At 68.1% G+C, this 16,705-nt stretch carries 12 protein-coding genes; 9 read left to right on the top strand and 3 right to left on the bottom strand.

Annotated features, from left to right (window positions below; genetic code table 11):
• Nucleotides 1-12 precede the first annotated feature (12 nt).
• A complete protein-coding gene (locus ACFVUS_RS21530; protein WP_387768815.1) occupies nucleotides 13-765 on the bottom strand; it encodes a LamB/YcsF family protein in 753 nt (250 codons plus the stop codon).
• 140 nt (nucleotides 766-905) lie between these two features.
• Between ACFVUS_RS21530 and ACFVUS_RS21525 the strand changes: the two genes are divergently transcribed.
• Nucleotides 906-1,733: a hypothetical protein gene (locus ACFVUS_RS21525; RefSeq protein WP_387768812.1), complete on the top strand. Its 828-nt coding sequence runs from the start codon at nucleotides 906-908 to the stop codon at nucleotides 1,731-1,733.
• 126 nt (nucleotides 1,734-1,859) lie between these two features.
• Here the strand turns inward: ACFVUS_RS21525 and ACFVUS_RS21520 are convergent, their stop codons facing one another.
• Entirely contained in the window at nucleotides 1,860-3,293 is a 1,434-nt protein-coding gene (locus ACFVUS_RS21520) for a CCA tRNA nucleotidyltransferase (RefSeq protein WP_387768809.1), read from the bottom strand.
• Between the two features lie 170 nt (nucleotides 3,294-3,463).
• Here ACFVUS_RS21520 and ACFVUS_RS21515 point away from each other — a divergent pair, with 170 nt between their 5' ends.
• From ACFVUS_RS21515 to ACFVUS_RS21480, 8 genes are all read left to right on the top strand, one after another.
• Nucleotides 3,464-4,000, top strand: a complete 537-nt coding sequence (locus tag ACFVUS_RS21515; RefSeq protein WP_309230343.1) for an NUDIX hydrolase — start codon at nucleotides 3,464-3,466, stop codon at nucleotides 3,998-4,000.
• Nucleotides 3,997-6,528: a DUF6049 family protein gene (locus tag ACFVUS_RS21510; protein WP_387768805.1), complete on the top strand. Its 2,532-nt coding sequence runs from the start codon at nucleotides 3,997-3,999 to the stop codon at nucleotides 6,526-6,528. Before ACFVUS_RS21515 ends, ACFVUS_RS21510 begins: the two co-directional genes overlap by 4 nt.
• Nucleotides 6,528-11,033 carry a lipid II flippase MurJ gene (locus ACFVUS_RS21505; RefSeq protein WP_387768802.1) on the top strand — a complete coding sequence of 1,502 codons (4,506 nt, stop codon included), beginning with the start codon at nucleotides 6,528-6,530 and terminating at the stop codon, nucleotides 11,031-11,033. The genes ACFVUS_RS21510 and ACFVUS_RS21505 overlap by 1 nt, the downstream gene beginning before the upstream one ends.
• A 258-nt stretch (nucleotides 11,034-11,291) precedes the next feature.
• Nucleotides 11,292-11,810 (top strand): RNA polymerase sigma factor SigM, encoded by a 519-nt coding sequence (sigM, locus tag ACFVUS_RS21500; RefSeq protein ID WP_375963791.1) that lies wholly within the window; start codon nucleotides 11,292-11,294, stop codon nucleotides 11,808-11,810.
• A 140-nt stretch (nucleotides 11,811-11,950) separates the two neighbouring features.
• Entirely contained in the window at nucleotides 11,951-12,859 is a 909-nt protein-coding gene (locus ACFVUS_RS21495; protein WP_387768799.1) for a hypothetical protein, read from the top strand.
• Nucleotides 12,860-13,089: 230 nt separating this feature from the next.
• The gene (gene trxB / locus ACFVUS_RS21490) at nucleotides 13,090-14,073 is read left to right on the top strand and encodes a thioredoxin-disulfide reductase (RefSeq protein WP_387768796.1); all 984 of its coding nucleotides are present in this window, start codon (nucleotides 13,090-13,092) and stop codon (nucleotides 14,071-14,073) included.
• Nucleotides 14,074-14,082: 9 nt separating this feature from the next.
• Nucleotides 14,083-14,421, top strand: a complete 339-nt coding sequence (gene trxA, locus ACFVUS_RS21485) for a thioredoxin (RefSeq protein ID WP_364636807.1) — start codon at nucleotides 14,083-14,085, stop codon at nucleotides 14,419-14,421.
• A 146-nt stretch (nucleotides 14,422-14,567) separates the two neighbouring features.
• Nucleotides 14,568-15,764 carry a peptidoglycan-binding protein gene (locus ACFVUS_RS21480; protein ID WP_387768792.1) on the top strand — a complete coding sequence of 399 codons (1,197 nt, stop codon included), beginning with the start codon at nucleotides 14,568-14,570 and terminating at the stop codon, nucleotides 15,762-15,764.
• A gap of 70 nt (nucleotides 15,765-15,834) precedes the next feature.
• Here the strand turns inward: ACFVUS_RS21480 and ACFVUS_RS21475 are convergent, their stop codons facing one another.
• On the bottom strand, nucleotides 15,835-16,566 hold the full coding sequence (locus ACFVUS_RS21475; RefSeq protein ID WP_387768789.1) for a GNAT family N-acetyltransferase: 732 nt from the start codon (nucleotides 16,564-16,566) through the stop codon (nucleotides 15,835-15,837).
• Nucleotides 16,567-16,705 lie beyond the last annotated feature (139 nt).

Below are 16,705 nucleotides of genomic sequence, written 5' to 3'. Positions count from 1 at the left end.
AGTCCGCGACCATCAGGTGAAGGGGCGAACGGGAATTCCCGCATCGGTCAGGGCCGCGCGAATGCGAACGGCCATTTCCACCGCGGCGGGGGAGTCGCCGTGCACGCAGATGCTGGCGGCCGAGATCGCGACCGTACCGCCGTCGACGGTGATCGCCTTACCGTCGCGGGCAATCGAAAGCGCCTGGGCCAGGGCGTCATCCGGGGACAGGACCGCGCCCGGGGTACCGCGCGGAGCGAGCAGGCCGTCGGCGGTGTAGGCGCGATCGGCGAAACCCTCACCCAGAAAAGGGGTTCCGGCGGCGCTCGCGGCGGTCTCCATCTCCGTGCCCGCCGGGCCCAGCAGTGCGAGGGCGGCATCGAATTCGCGCATGGCCGTCACGATCGCCGATGCGAGCGCCGGATCTGCGGCGGCCGCGTGATAGAGCGCGCCATGCGGTTTCACATAGCGGACGCGATCACCGGCAGCGCGGGCGAAAGCATCGAGACTGCCCAGTTGGTACAGGGTTTCATCACGGATTTCGGCGGGCTGGACCGCGATGGCGCGGCGGCCGAAACCGGCGAGATCGCGATAACCGATATGCGCGCCTATCCGTACACCCCGCTCGACAGCCAGCGCGCAGGTGCGGCGCATGATCGACGGGTCGCCCGCGTGGAAACCACAGGCGATATTCGCGCTGGTGACCACGGCCAGCATGGCGGCGTCATCACCCATGCGGTACGCGCCGAAACCCTCGCCCAGATCGCTGTTCAGATCCACCGTCATGCCAACGATTGTGGTCGCGGGCGCCGGCGCCGACAACATGCCCACCGGAATGTTCGTGACTCAGGTCATATCCGGACGCGGTTCACCTGTTGGGCACGCCATGTCCGATGTCGGCGCCGGCCAGTACGCTCGAAACAATCATGGCCACGTATTTCGATCCCAGGGCCTGGTCACCCCTGCGGGCGGTGGACATGGGCCTGGACCTGGGCAAACGCCTGTTCGACCAGACCTGGGTCGACCAGTGGACCAGCTTCACCACCGCCTGGCTCGATCCCGTCGCCGATCTCGGCGTCGGCACCGTCACCGCGCTCATGCCCGATGTGCTCATGACGCTGCTGTCCGAGGGGATACTCAGCCGGTTCGGCGGGCAGGAGGTGAGCGCCACCTTCCTCGGCCACGATGTGCGGGCCAATCTGCACACGCTCAAGGTGCGGCGGCGCGGGGCGCACTTCCAGACCAAAACCGTGCTCACCGAACTGCATTGGGATACGCATCGGATCGAGGAACTGACGGTCATCGCGCACGGGGTACGGCTGGTGCCGGGCGTGCCGACCAAACTGCGGGCCGCGCAACTCGATGTCACCGGGGTGATATCGCGTGCGGCACTGCTGGATTGGGTCAACAGCTGGCAGCCGGACTGGGAACTGTCGCCCGCCCCGGACGGGCTCGCGGTCGCGCGGCACAAGCGAAAACGGATTCGGGCGCTGGTCGATGCCGATATCACCGACAATCTGCTCACCATCACCGTGCACAGTGCGCACTGGCGCAAAGTGCGTGCGCCGAAACGACTTACGACGCTCAAGCCGATTCCGCTGGTGGAATTGCCGAATCAGGCGCGGATACGCAGCACCGAGCGGCTCGGGGACCACGTGCGTTTCACCGCAGACCTGCCCGGGCTGACCGGATCGTTCGACCTGGCGCAGATTCGGTCGGCGATCGTCGCCGGAACGACACTGATCGTCTTCTGATCCCCAAAGGTTGGGGAAGAAAAACTGACGTTAGGTCTTGGGGGCTTCGCCCCCAAACCCCCGGAAGGGGGGAGACGACGCAGGCCCCCGGAACGACGCGCGAGGCTTGGGGCGAGCTACCCGCCCCTACGACTTGGCGGTTTGCCACCATTCGAGTAGGGCGGCTTCGGCTTCCTCGCGGGGGAGGGGGCCGCGGTCGAGGCGGAGTTCCTTGAGGAATTTCCAGGCTTTGCCTACGTCGGGGCCGGGTTTGATGTCGAGGAGTTCCATGATGGCGTTGCCGTCGAGGTCGGGGCGGACGCGGGCCAGGTCCTCCTGTTCGGCGAGTTTCTCGATGCGGACTTCGAGATCGTCGTAGGTGGAGCGGAGCAGGGCGGCGCGGCGCTTGTTGCGGGTGGTGCAGTCGGCGCGGACCAGTTTGTGCAGGCGGGGGAGCAGTTCCGCGCCGTCGGTGACGTAGCGGCGGACCGCGGAATCGGTCCACTGGCCCTTGCCGTAGCCGTGGAAACGCAGGTGCAGGTAGACCAGGCGGGCCACGTCTTCGGTGAACTGCTTGGGGTATTTCAAGGCGCGCATACGCTTTCGCACCATTTTCGCGCCCACCACCTCGTGATGATGGAAGCTCACCCCGCCGCCGGGCTCGTTCTTCTTGGTCGGCGGCTTGCCGATGTCGTGCAGCAGCGCGGCCCAGCGCAGCACCAGATCCGGATCGCCCTCCTCCTGATCGATGGCCTGGCGCAGCACCGTCAGCGAATGCTCGTAGACATCCTTGTGCTGGTGATGCTCGTCGATCTCCAGCTTCATCGCCGGAACCTCGGGCAGGATCCGCTCGGCCAGACCGGTCTCGACCATGATGTCGATGCCCTCGGTGGGATGCTCCCCGCCGATCAGCTTGTCCAGTTCGGCATGCACGCGTTCGGCGGTGATGCGGTCGATCTCCGGGGCCATCGCGACAATCGCCTCGCGCACCCGCGGCGCGAGCCGGAAACCCAGCTGCGATACGAAACGCGCACCGCGCAGCATGCGCAGCGGATCGTCATTGAACGAATCCTGCGGCAGCGCAGGGGTATCCAGCACACCCTCGAGCAGATCTTCCATCCCGTTCAGGGGATCGACGAACTCCAGTTCACCCAGTTCACCGATGCGCACCGCCATGGCGTTCACCCGGAAATCGCGGCGCACCAGATCAGCTTCCAGGGTGTCGCCGAAGGTGACCTCGGGATTGCGCGACACCCGGTCGTAGGAATCGGCGCGGAAGGTGGTGATCTCCAGCTGCTGCCCGGCCTTGGACGCGCTCACCGTCCCGAACGCCAGCCCGCCGGTATCCCACAGGTGATCGGCCCACCCGCGCATGAGCTCCTGCACCGCCTCGGGCCGCGCGTCGGTGGTGAAATCCAGGTCCGTACCCAATCGGCCCAGCACCGCGTCCCGCACGGTGCCGCCCACCAGATACAGCTCATGCCCGTTCTGGGCGAACAATTCCCCGAGCGGGGTCAGGACATCGGACAACCGGCCCACCGTGATCGCCGCCGAGGCCAGCAATCGGGTTCGGCGATCCACGTTTGCTTCCTCGGACTTCTGCGAAACCACGAAATCCGAGCTTAGTGGAGCCCGCAAATCCATTACCACGGACATCCGCCGAGCGCGCGCCGGATCACGGTCACGGCGTCATGGAGACGGCACCGCTGCGGTGCGGCTGTCCGAGCATTCCTGCCCTATAGACTGACGCCGTGTCTCCGGCCGATCGCGCGAACAGTCGACGCCGCCAGCCCCGGCGCCGTGGTTCGGCCGGTAGTGCGGCGAAACCTCGCATGCGCACGGTGCGGGAGACTTCCGCCGGTGGACTGGTGGTCGACGGCCTCGACGGCCCCCGCGAGAAGCGCTGCGCCGCACTGATCGGACGCACCGACCGCCGCGGCAGACTGCTCTGGTCGCTACCCAAGGGACATATCGAAGAAGGCGAGACCGCCGAACAGACCGCCATCCGTGAGGTCGCCGAGGAAACCGGCATCAACGGCAGCGTGGTCGCCGAACTCGGCAGCATCGACTACTGGTTCGTCACCGAGGGCCGGCGGGTACACAAGACCGTGCACCACTATCTGATGCGCTTCCTCGACGGCGAACTCTCCGACGCCGATGTCGAAGTCACCAAGGTGGCCTGGGTTCCCTTGAGCGAACTCGATTCCCGGCTCGCCTACGCTGACGAACGCAGGCTGGCCGAGGTCGCGAACCGGCTGATCGACCGGATGGAGAACGGCAGACAATGACGCGTGCGGGGTCTGGGCGTCCTGGGCAACACACCGCGGGGGCGCTGCACCGCTGGATCCTGTCGCTCGTCGCGGTGGTGCTGGCTGTGCTCACCGGGGTACCGGTTGTGCTCACCGCACATCCGGCGGCGGCCGAGCCCACCGGTAGCAATACGCCCACCGGGCCGAAATTCCTGAAACTGTCGCTGGATTCGGTGACGCCGACGGCGATCACCGCCACCAGCGACCCGTATTTCGTGGTGTCCGGAACCGTCACCAATATCGGTGACCGGCAGGTCGACGATGTCAGCGTGCGCATTCAGCGCGCCACACCCGTCACCAGCCCCAGCGGACTGCGCTCCGCGCTGCGGCTGGATCAGGGCAGCTACGACATCACCGGCGAATTCCAGGATGTCGCAGACCAATTGACGCCCGGACAGCGAAAGCAGTTCAGCCTCACCGTCGCCCTGCACTCGGCGACCGAACTGCCCAGCGGCATATCCACTCTCGACATCACCACGCCCGGCATCTACCCGCTGCTGCTGAACGTGAACGGGCAACCCGCGTACGGCGGGCAGGCCCGGCTCGACGATGCCCGCTTCCTGCTGCCGGTGCTCGGCATTCCCGCCGCGTCCGCCGATCCGAAACGTCCCGCCCCCGCCGCGGTTCCGGCCGCTCCGGACGGCGGACCGGTCGCCACCACCATGCTGTGGCCGCTCGCCGACCGGCCCCGCCTGGTCGCCGGTAAGCCCGGCTCCGCCGATGCCGAAGCCCTGCTCACCGATGACGATCTGGCCGCCTCACTCACCTCCGGCGGGCGCCTGGACCAGCTGCTGTCCGCGCTGGAGACCACGCTCAAACCCGATACCGGGCGCGATAAGAACCTGAACACCTCGCTGTGCCTGGCCGTCGATCCGGATCTGCTGATCACCGTCTCCGATATGAAGGACGGCTATCGCGTCCTGGCCAGCCCGTCCGATCCGGACGGCAGCACCCGCGCGGGCACCGGCGATCACGCCGCCAAGGCCTGGCTGGACCGGCTGCGCACACTGGCGCCGAGCATGTGCGTGGTCGCGCTGCCGTTCGCGCAGGTCGATCCGAGCGCCCTCGCCGCCACCGGTGACATCACGCTGTCCGATCGCGCGCTCAACGCGCCCGCCGACCTGGTCGACCAGCTGCTCGCGGTGAAATCCGTGCGCGGCGTGGCACTGCCCGACGCGGGCAGCCTCGACACCGAGGGCGCGGAACTGCTCGCGCACCACGGCTACAGCACCGCGCTGCTCGCCGACAACGCCGTGACGCCCGCCGACGGCCGCTCCAATATCTCCAGCGCCAAAAGCCCGGCCGCCCCAGCGGATTCGGTGAGCCCCGATGTGGTGCGCCTGGACGGACTCACCCTGCCCGCACCCGGCGGCGGCGAACCCGCGCCCGGCGCACCCGAATTGCACGCCGCCACCTTCGACATCTGGTCCGCCACCGCGCTGGCCGCGGTCGGCTCACACCCGCCGACCCCGCCGTACACCCCGGACCGGGTCCGCTACGACGTCACCAACGACTCCCGCGCCGCCCGCCTGCAGGACGCGCTCGGCGCGATCACCTGGAGCGCGCTCAACCCGCAACCCGGCCGCCCGCGCTCGGCGCTGCTCATGCCGCCGCAGCAGTGGGGACCCAACCGCGACGAGGCCACCGCCCTGCTCGGACAACTCGACCTGATGTACCACGACAACCTCGCCACCCCGCGCTCGCTCACCGATCTGCTTGCGCAGCAGGTCGATCCGCAGCCCTACGACCTGGACTATCTGCCCGCAGCCGCCGATGAGGCGGTACCCGGCCACTTCGCCGAACCGGTCCGGCAGCAGGCGCACAACATCACCGAACTGATGAGCGCGCTCGCAGATGTGCCGCAGCAGGAACTCAGCCCGCGCGGTTTCCTCACCCCGCTGCGCGACGATCTGATCCGGGCGCTCACCATGTCCGACCGGCGGGCGGGCGGCGCACAGGCCGACACCTTCGCGCAACGCCGCATCGACCAGACCACCCGGACCGTCGACGATCTGTTCCGCTCGGTGACGGTATTGCCGCCCGGCGGCGTCTACACCCTCGCCTCCGAACAGAGCCCGCTGCTGCTGGTCGCCCGCAACGATCTGCCCGTCGCCATCCGCATCAAATTCCGGATCGACGCACCCGCCGAGACGAACATCACCGATATCGGCGAACAGGTATTGCCCGCCAAGGGCACCCGGTCCTTCCAGATCCCGACCGAGGTGTCGGACAGCCGAAACCTGGTGATACCCATCGCACTTACCACACCCGACGGGGTGCCACTCGGCAATGCGGTATCGGTATCCGTGCGATCCAACGCCTACGGTCGTGTGTTGGCGATAATTACCGCGAGTGCCGGTGCGCTGCTGCTCCTGCTGGCCGGACGCCGGCTCTGGCACCGCTTCCGCGGCCAGTCCGATCCGGCCGACGAGGGGCTGGATCCGGAAACCCGACGTCGGGTGAACAGGTTCTCGCGCGCCAAACGCGAGCAACGAAAGGAGGCGTGATGAGCGAGTACGGCGACGACCCCCGCTCCTCCGGCCGACCCGACGGCAATGCCTCCGGCCGTCCCGACGGCAACCCCGGCCCCTACGCCTCCGGCCGTCCCGAGGGCAGTCGCGACCCTTACCCCTCCGGCCGTCCCGAGGGTTACGACGGACCGCGTTCCACCGGCCGACCCGACGGCGGCGCACCCCGCCAGGGCGGACGACCCGCCGGGCAGGACGGGCCACCCGCGCGACGCGCGCCCTCCGCACCCTGGGAACGCGGCATCCCCCCGCAGCGCCCGCAGCGGCCCGGACCGCCGAATCAAGGTCCGCGCACCGGGAATCCGCCGTCCCAGGGAATTCCGACCGTCATGCCGGGTCGCCCAGCCGGTCAACCGTCCGGTCCGCCGACCGGACCCGGGCCCGGCCCCCGCACCGGCGAATCCGGGCCGATCATGCAGCGGCCACCCGGTCAGCCCCCGCGCCGGCCGCAACCCGGCCCGCAGGCGAACCCGCAGCCGCCGCGACCCACCGGACCCCCACCGGGCCGCGGCGCACACGCCGCACCCGAGGACCGCTACCACTGGGGACACCGCCCGGGCGACCCCGATCGGCCACCCGGTGGCGGGCCGTACAACACGCCCACCGGCGGACAGCGCTACCCGACCCCGCAGTCGAATCCGCTACCGCGGCAACCGCTGCCGCGCACCGCGGGCGGACCCGGCACCCGGGAACAACAGGTCGTCGTCGCCGAGAAACCGGAAAGCTCCAACGCGCGGCTGGTCCGCGACTCCGGGTCCATCGCCATCGCCACCCTCGCCAGCCGGATCACCGGCTTCGGTAAACAGCTGCTGCTGCTGACCGTGCTCGGCCCGGCCATCGCCAGCGCGTTCACCGTCGCCAGCACCATCCCGACCATGATCTCCGAGCTGCTGCTCGGCGCGGTGCTCACCGCCATCGTGGTGCCCACCCTGGTGCGCGCGGAGAAAGAGGACCCGGACGGCGGCAGCGCGTTCGTGCGGCGACTGTTCACCGCCGCGCTCACCGTGCTCGGCACCGGCACCCTCATCGTGCTGATCCTCGCGCCGGTGCTGACCACGCACGTCTTCCTGTCCAATGACGGCAAGGTCAGCACCGCGCTCACCACCGCGCTGGCCTTCCTACTGCTGCCCGCCGTGCTGTTCTACGGCACCTCGGCGCTGCTCATGGCCATCCTCAATACGCACGGGGTGTTCAAACCCGGTGCGTGGGCGCCGGTGCTGAACAACCTCGTGGTGCTCACCGTGCTCATCGCCTATCGCATGACACCGGGCGAGATCAGCCTCGATCCGGTGCGCATGGGCGAACCGAAACTGCTCATCCTCGGCATCGGCGTCACGCTCGGCGTGGTGGTGCAGATGGTCAGCCTGCTGCCCGCCATCCGGCGCGAGGGCATCGACCTGCGGCCGCTGTGGGGCGTGGACGCCCGGCTCAAGCAGTTCGCGGGCATGGGCGCGGCCATCATCCTGTACGTGCTGATCAGCCAGGTCGGCTGGACCTTCGCGACCCGCATCTCCTCGCACTGGGACAAGGCCGGACCGGCCATCTACCAAAATGCCTGGCTGCTACTGCAATTGCCGTACGGCGTGCTCGGCGTGACGCTGCTGACCGCGATCATGCCGCGACTGAGCCGCAATGCCGCCGCCGACGACACACCGGCCGTGGTCGACGATCTCGGCACCGCCACCCGTTTGACCATGATCGCGCTGGTCCCGGTGGTCACCTTCATGACCTTCGCCGGACCGCAGATCGGTGAAGCCCTGTTCGGCTACGGGCATTTCGGGCTCGGTCAGGCCGCACGCCTCGGTGAGGCGGTGTCCTGGTCCGCGTTCACGCTGATCCCGTACGCGCTGGTGCTGATTCATCTACGGGTGTTCTATGCCCGCGAACAGGCGTGGACGCCGACCTGGATCATCCTCGGCATCACCGGTGTGAAGATCGCGCTCTCCGCGCTCGCCCCGGTGTTCTTCGATGAGCGGCACGTGGTCATCGCGCTCAGCGTCGCCAACGGCCTGGGCTTCGTCACCGGCGCGGTCATCGGCGGCTTCCTGCTGCACCGCAGCCTCGGCGATCTGCGCATGACCAATGTCGGGCGCACCGTCACCCGGGTCGTGCTGGCCTCCATGGCCGGCGGCGCGGTCATGCTGATCGCGGACAAAGTCATCGGGCTGCACCGGCTTTCGGACTCGTTCGGCGGCCTCGGCTCACTGGTGCGCGTCGGCCTCACCGCGATCATCATGTTCGGCGTGGCCTTCGGGCTGATGCGCCTGGCCGGCATCCCGGAGATCGTCGCCATCACCGTGGCCATCTCCCGGCGACTCGGCTTCACCGCGCCCGCACCGGATCTCGAACTCGACGGCGGGTTGGTCGGCGACCTCGGCGAGACCACGCTGCTGCCCAAGCCGGATCTGCGCGCCGCGCCGTACTACTACCGGTTCGATCCCTATCTCGACGCGCAGACCATGGTGCTGCCCGTCATCCGACCCGATGCGGTTGACATCACCGGCAAGGGTGAGTTCCCGTACCCTGTTCGGCAGGCAAGCGCAAGCTCCGGACACGCCCTCCCCGACCTCGGTGGCAGGGCGGATCCGGGTGCTCGCGCCGCTTCGGACGACGGTGTCCGCAGGACACCTGGTCCGGCCCAACAGCATCGGTCTCCGACATACCAGGGCGAAGGAGGAACGAGGGTGAGCGACGACGCGGCGAGCGGCGTCCCGGCCGCCGAATCCGCAGCGGCCGCGGGCGGTGGGCTCTCCACGGACGCGCCCCCGACTCCGGATCGTACGGATGAAAAGCGGGGCGGCACGGCCGATTCCACGCACCGGAACACCGGGCGGGACGACCGGGAGGATCCGGACGACCTAGAGGAGGCCCAGGCGGGCCCCGAAACCGGTGTCTACGAGGCGATTTCGCCGCAGATGCCGCCCATGCGGGTGGAGGCCACCAAGCGCATCCAGCGCGGGCCCAAACTGCTGCCGGGCGCCTCCGTCGCCGGAGGCCGCTACCGGCTGCTCGCCGGGCACGGCGGCGCGCGCGGACTCAAGTTCTGGCAGGCCCTGGATGTGAAACTCGACCGCGAGGTCGCGCTCACCTTCGTCGACGCCGACCAGCAGGCCGCCGAGAACTCCGGGCACGACGGACCGCAGGCCATCCTGTCCCGCACCCTGCGCCTCGGGCGGATCAACTCGCCCGGTCTGGCGCGCGTGCTCGACGTGGTGCGCGGCTCCTCCGGCGGCATCGTGGTCGCCGAATGGACGCCCGGCCGCTCGCTCAAGGAGATGGCCGATACGGTGCCGTCGCCGATAGGAGCCGCACGCGCCATCCGGGCGCTCGCGGCGGCCGCCGAACTGGCGCACCGCGGCGGCGGCTCGCTGTCCATCGACCACCCGGACCGGGTGCGCATCAGCGCCTCCGGTGACGCCGTGCTCGCCTTCCCCGGCACCCTCGGCGATTCGGACGCGCAATCGGACGTGCGCGGACTCGGGGCCATGCTGTACGCGCTCATCACCGCGCACTGGCCGATCCGCGTCGGCGGGGTCACCGGCACCGCCGCCACCATCGGCGGACTGCCCCTGGCCGATTTCGGGCCGGACGGAACTCCGGTGGAGCCCAGGACGATTCGGCCCGAGGTGCCCTTCGAGATCTCCGCGGTCGCGGTGCGCTCGCTGGAATCCAACAAGGGTGTGCGCACCGCCGCCACCGTCCAGCACGTGCTGGAACAGGCCTCCGTGGTGGATCAGAAGACCGATCTCATCCCGGTGCTGCGGCTGGGCCAGCGCCCGCCGTCCGCGCCGGACGAGACCCTGGCCGATCCGGAACTGCTCGCCGCCGAGAAGGAACGCTCGCAGCGGATGATGTGGATCCTGGTCGGACTCGGCGTGCTGGCCGCGCTGGTCGTCGGCGTCATCATCTGGTGGCTGCTGAGCGTATTCGCGCCCGGCAGTTCCGAGGCGCCGCTCAACGAACAGCGCAATATCGGGCTCACCACCTCCAGCCTGGCCCCGCCCGTACCGGGCGCGCCGCAGACCACCGCGGGTGCGGCGGCGGGCGTGCCGGTGCCGGTCACCGGGGCCATGGTGTTCTCGCCCGAGGGCACGCCCGACGGCGTCGGCAGCATCGGCGCGGTGCTGGACAACAATCCGGCCACGCTGTGGCGCACCGACGCGTACTTCCAGCAGTTCCCCGCCCTCAAGAAGGGGGTGGGGGTGCTGGCGACGCTGGGCAGCCCCAGCAAGCTCACCAAGGTGATCATCGATTCGCCGACGCCGGGCACCCAGGTGGAGATCCGCACCTCGCCGACCGCCTCGCCGACCCTGGATCAGACCCAGTTGATCGGGGCGGCGACGCTCGGCAACGGCACCACCGAGATCGCGGTGCAGGCCGATCAGCCCGCCCGCTACGTACTGGTGTGGATCACCGCGCTGGCGCAGAACGGCGGTCAGTACCAGACCTCCATCGGGGAGATCCGGTTCGAGGCCGCGCCATAATTTCGTGATTTTCGGGTCGTTCCGGTTATCGAAGATGCTGTCCGGTTCGCCCGAAAACGCCCGCTAGCTGCGCTTTTATCGCGCATTTCATTGCTACCGAATCGTTATCTTCGATATGATCTTGCGTACTCTCTGCTGGTTTCAGGAGTCGCATTGTCGTCAGCTCAGGATTTCGGAGTAGCGACCGAGTCACGAACTCGGCCCACAGCGACGGCTGTCCGCACCCGCCCCCGGGTCTGCGAGGCCACCGATCGCGATCTGCTCGCCGCCCACGCCCTCGGCGAGCGGCACGCCTTCGCCGAGCTATTACGCCGCCATCGCGACCATCTCTGGCAGATCGCGCTGCGCACCTCCTACACCCCCGAGGATGCCGCCGACTCACTCCAGGACGCCCTGCTGTCCGTTCATCGCTGCGCGGGCGGCTTCCGTGGCGAGTCCGAAGTGCGTAGTTGGCTGCACCGAATAGTGGTGAACGCGTGCCTGGATCGCATCCGTCGCAACAAACTCCGGCGCACGGTACCTTTGTCCGACGAGTCCGTACTCGAACCCCTGTGTCCCCGCGACGATTTCGCGAGCCTGGAGGCCACGCTCGTGGTCGATGCCGCGTTGTTCACGCTACCCGCCGAACAGCGCACCGCCCTGGTCGCCGTGGAGCTCGAGGGCTATTCGATCGCGGAAGCCGCTGTGCTGCTCGGTGTTCCGGCCGGAACCATCAAAAGCCGGTGCGCCCGCGGGCGGCGGCGACTCGAAGAACATCTGCACTCGATGAACACCTGATTCCGCCGCGCGCGGAGCAGGATATCCGGGGAACCGGACGCGACTCCGGTGCGTCGAACACTAAGACAGGTCTGCGATTTCCCACACGGGTCCGATCTGGAGGGGCAATGAACGAGGACGACGCAGTACTCGCAGGATCAATGGCACCGGGAACGGCGACCGCCGGAACCATCCCGCGCCCGCCCTGGTCCCACGAACTGCTCGCCGATCTGCACGCCGGGAACGTCCCGGCGGATCTGTCCGCACAACTGTGGACGGAGGTGCGCCGCGACCCCGCGGCCATGCGCTATCTGCGCTCGCTCGACCAGGTGAACCTGCGCCTGCGCGATCTGGGCCGCAACGACCATCTCATCCACCCCATGCCGGATGAGATCACCACCCGGCTGGAGCGCATGATCGGCGATCTGGCCGCCACCGAGATCACCGATCCGGGACAGCTCGCCACCGTGCACCGGTTACCCGTGCATCGCCAATCCACCCATCCCGCACCACCTTCCACCGCACCCATGCCGGTATTGAACGGCTCCGCCGTCTTCGACACCGGCCGGCTCGACCCGCGCGAACTCGGCGACCTCACCCCCGAGGAACTCGACGCGGACGACGACTACGAATCGGCCGAACCGGTCCGCGGCGACGAACGGTTCACCCGCCGCCAGCGCTGGCTCAGCGCCGCCGCGGCCGCGGCGGCCGTACTCGCGGGCGGTGTGGTGGCCCTGGACGCCATGCACAATCGCAGTGCCGCGCCCGCCACCGCGCAGCCCGCCGACAATCAACTGCCCGCCGACTTTCCGCCGTCCATGGCGCTGGCCGCGATGGGCCGCCACGACATCAGCGGCCCGCTGGCCCACGGCAGCGCGCTATCGGACTGTCTGACGGCCGCACAGCTGGACAATCGGGTACTCGGCAGCCGCAGCGTCTCCTACGGCGGTCAGCCCGCCGTACTGGTGCTGCTCGCCGGACCGCATGCGCCACAGATCACCGCCGTGGTGCTCGGAAACGGGTGCACATCGGCCAGTCCGCAATTGCTGACCAGCGTCGATATCGGCTGAACCCGCCGCGCGTGATCGCCCGCCGCCGCATGCCGCTCGGCGGGTGCCGCGGGTAATCGGCTGAGCCACAACGGCACTGGTCAGGCAGGTATGAAGTCCGCGCGCCCGGGCGGTTTCGCCGGGCGTGGGGCGGCTCACGCGCGCGCCCGGTCCACGCGGGTTCGGGAACAACACCGTTTACCCTGTTGTTGACCGACCTGCCTGTTTCACATCTGCCTTCGGAGGCCCTCTTGACTACCGCTGTTCGCGACCTGATCATCGTCGGTTCCGGACCGGCCGGATACACGGCTGCCGTGTACGCCGCGCGAGCGGAGTTGCAGCCGTTGCTGTTCGAAGGCACCCAATTCGGTGGTGCGCTCATGACCACCACCGAGGTGGAGAACTTCCCCGGCTTCCGCGGCGGCATCATGGGCCCCGATCTCATGGAGGAGATGCGCGAGCAGGCCAAGCGTTTCGGCGCGGACATCCGCACCGAGGACGTGGACGCCCTCGACCTTTCCGGCAAGATCAAGAAGGTCACCGTCGGCGGTGAGACCTTCGAGGCCTACGCCGTCATCCTGGCCATGGGCTCGGCCGCGCGCTACCTGAACATCCCGGGTGAGCAGGATCTCCTGGGCCGCGGCGTCAGCGCCTGCGCCACCTGCGACGGCTTCTTCTTCAAGGGCCAGGACATCGTGGTGGTCGGCGGCGGCGACTCCGCCATGGAGGAGGCCACCTTCCTCACCAAGTTCGCCTCCAGCGTGACGATCATCCACCGCCGCGAGGAGTTCCGCGCCTCCCGCATCATGCTCGAGCGCGCCAAGGCCAACGATAAGATCCGCTTCCTGCTGAACTCCGAAGTCACTGCGGTGCACGGGGATTCGGCCGTCACCAGCCTCACGATCCGGGACACCCGCACCGGCGAGACCAGCGAACTGCCCGCCACCGGCCTGTTCGTGGCCATCGGCCACGACCCGCGCAGCGAACTGGTCACCGGCCAGGTCGAACTGGACGACGAGGGCTACGTGAAGGTCCAGGGGCAGTCCACCTACACCTCGGCCGAGGGCGTCTTCGCCGCGGGCGATCTGGTCGACCACACCTACCGCCAGGCCATCACCGCCGCCGGAACCGGTTGCCGCTCGGCCATCGACGCCGAACGCTGGCTCGCCGAGCAGGGCGACATCAGTACCAATACTCTCGATCACGCCGGTCAGCCGGTAGAAGTGAACAACTAAGGAGCCAGCATGTCCGACGCCAAGACCTCCGCCACCATCACGGTCAGCGATAAGACGTTCGCACAGGACGTGCTGGCCAGCGAGAAGCCGGTACTGGTCGACTTCTGGGCGGCCTGGTGCGGTCCGTGCAAGATGGTCGCGCCCGTGCTGGAGGAGATCGCCGCCACCCACGCCGACGCCCTGACCATCGCCAAGGTCGACGCCGACGCCAATCCGGAGGCCTCGAAGGACTACGGCATTCTGTCGTTGCCTACCATGGTGCTGTTCCAAGGGGGCAAGGAGATCAAGCGGATCGTCGGCGCAAAGGGCAAAGCGGCCCTCTTGCGCGAACTCGAGGGTGTTATCTAACGACGCGCCGTACGATGCCTGCACTCGACAGTTGCCGAAATCTGGTCCGGGTCTGAGACAATCGACCGACGCTCCGGTCGTGCACAGGTGTGTAAACCTGCGCACGAGTGGGTACCCGGGTTGGCGGAAGGAAAGGGCTCTTACGCATGCACCGACTTCGTCACGGCGATACTGGACCAGCCGTAGCTGAGGTTCGGAGCACCCTCGCAAGTCTCGGATTCCTGCACTCACACCCCGTCGCCGGTGAAACCAACGGCAATGGCGAGTACTGGAAGAACATCGAAGCCACCTTCGACCACGACCTCGACTCCGCGGTGCGCGCTTTCCAGCAGCACCGCGGCCTGCTCGTCGACGGCGTGGTGGGCCCGGCCACCTACCGGGCCCTCAAGGAAGCCTCCTACCGCCTCGGCGCACGCACCCTGATCTATCAGCTGTCCGCACCGCTGTACGGCGACGACGTCGCCACACTGCAACGGCGACTGCAGGATCTGGGGTTCTACGTGGGCCGGGTGGACGGCTACTTCGGGCCGCACACGCATGAGGGGCTCACTTCCTTCCAACGCGAGATCGGTCTCGCGGGCGACGGCATCTGCGGGCCGGACACCCTGCGCTCGCTGGAACTGCTGGGCGCACGCGTCACCGGCGGCAATCCGCATCGCATCGCCGAGGAAGAGGTCGTACACCGCGCCGGTCCGCAGCTGACCGGTAAGCGCATCGTCATCGATCCGGGCATGGGCGGGCCGGACAAGGGCTCCTCGGTACCCAGCGAATTCGGTGACGTCTACGAATCGGAGATCCTCTGGGATCTGGCCAGCCGCCTCGAAGGACGCATGGCCGCAACGGGTATGGAGACCTTCCTGTCCCGGCCGTGGGGCGCCAATCCCACCGATGCCGAACGCGCCGAGACCTCCAATACTTTCGACGCCGATCTGATGATCTCGCTGCGCTGCGCGGGCAATCCGAGCACCTCCGCCAGCGGTGTGGCCAGCTTCCACTTCGGCAATTCGCACGGCTCCACCTCGATGATCGGCCAGGTGCTGGCTGGCTTCATCCAGCGTGAAATCGTCGCGCGCACTTCACTTCAGGACTGCCGCACGCACGCCCGCACCTGGGATCTGCTGCGGCTCACCAAGATGCCGACCGTCCAGGTCGACATCGGTTACCTGACAAGCGATTACGACTCGAGCGTGCTGACGAACCCGCGCATGCGCGATGTCATCGCCGAGGCGATCCTGATCTCGGTGAAGCGGCTGTACCTGCTCGGGCAGGATGATCAGCCGACCGGGACGTACACCTTCGCGGAACTGCTCGCCGAAGAGCTCGCCGCGGCCGACCGCATCTGAGTTCGAACACGAAAAACCCCGCTGGGCCGAATTTCCTCGGCCCGGCGGGGTTTTCCTTTGTCTCGGCCTGCTAGAGGGTGACGAGCCGATTCGGCATGGTCATCGCCGCCGCCGCGAGCAACTGATCCAGCGCGCGCTCGACGTCTTCCTTCCACAGGTGGTCGCTGTCGAGTTCCAGCCGCAGGCGCGGGAAACGATGATGCGCGGCAACCACTTTGAAACCGACCTCCTCCAGGAAATCTGCATCGATCATGCAGGTGTCCGGCGCGCACCCCGCCGACGGCGGCGGGGTCTTGGAGGCACGCGGGGGAGTGGGTGCGATGCGCTCGAGCAGCGTCATGGAACCGAACCGGTCCGCCATCGCGGTAGCCGGTGGATCCCAGCGCATTCCGAACGCCTCGATGGCGCGCACACCACGACGCACCAGATCGCCGACCACGGCCGAAATGAGCTGCTGGGCCACATCGGTGTCCTGATACGGACTTTCGGCCCGCAGCGTGGTCAGCAGGACGGCATCCGGGCTCACCGGGGAGGTGGGGAAGAGCCCGGCGCGCGGCACCCGGCTCGGCGGTGAGTACAGCGCCACCCCGGCCGACTGTCCGTCGACCAGAGCGACCTGACCACACGACCCCCACTCCAGGAGTACGGTCGAGAGCCAGGCCTCCTTTTCGAAGACCGGGTCACTGAATTCGCGGGAGTCCGCTGCCACTGCCGGATCCATCTCCCAGAACACGCAACGCCGCGCGTGCGAGGGGAGTTTGTCGAGTCCGCCGAGGGTCAATGCGGTAACGCTGGTCGACACCGCTCTGCTCAGCCTCCAGCTGTCCGATTCATCCACACTCACGCCGCATCGATATCTACTCGCCAGCAAGAATAAGCGATCAAAGCAACACGCCTCTCGGGGCCTGGGATCGTGTACGTCACAGTGACGTTTCAGCCTC

The sequence above is a fragment of the Nocardia sp. NPDC058058 genome (assembly GCF_042885355.1).
In the GTDB taxonomy this organism is placed as follows: domain Bacteria; phylum Actinomycetota; class Actinomycetes; order Mycobacteriales; family Mycobacteriaceae; genus Nocardia.
This window is presented reverse-complemented; position numbering and strand designations above follow the sequence as displayed.

Coding starts and splice junctions, on each gene's coding strand:
- trxA (WP_364636807.1), top strand. CDS start 14,083: ATGTCCGACGCCAAGACCTCCGCCACCATCACGGTCAGCGATAAGACG.
- ACFVUS_RS21530 (WP_387768815.1), bottom strand. CDS start 765: ATGACGGTGGATCTGAACAGCGATCTGGGCGAGGGTTTCGGCGCGTAC.
- ACFVUS_RS21510 (WP_387768805.1), top strand. CDS start 3,997: ATGACGCGTGCGGGGTCTGGGCGTCCTGGGCAACACACCGCGGGGGCG.
- ACFVUS_RS21480 (WP_387768792.1), top strand. CDS start 14,568: ATGCACCGACTTCGTCACGGCGATACTGGACCAGCCGTAGCTGAGGTT.
- ACFVUS_RS21505 (WP_387768802.1), top strand. CDS start 6,528: ATGAGCGAGTACGGCGACGACCCCCGCTCCTCCGGCCGACCCGACGGC.
- ACFVUS_RS21525 (WP_387768812.1), top strand. CDS start 906: ATGGCCACGTATTTCGATCCCAGGGCCTGGTCACCCCTGCGGGCGGTG.
- ACFVUS_RS21495 (WP_387768799.1), top strand. CDS start 11,951: ATGGCACCGGGAACGGCGACCGCCGGAACCATCCCGCGCCCGCCCTGG.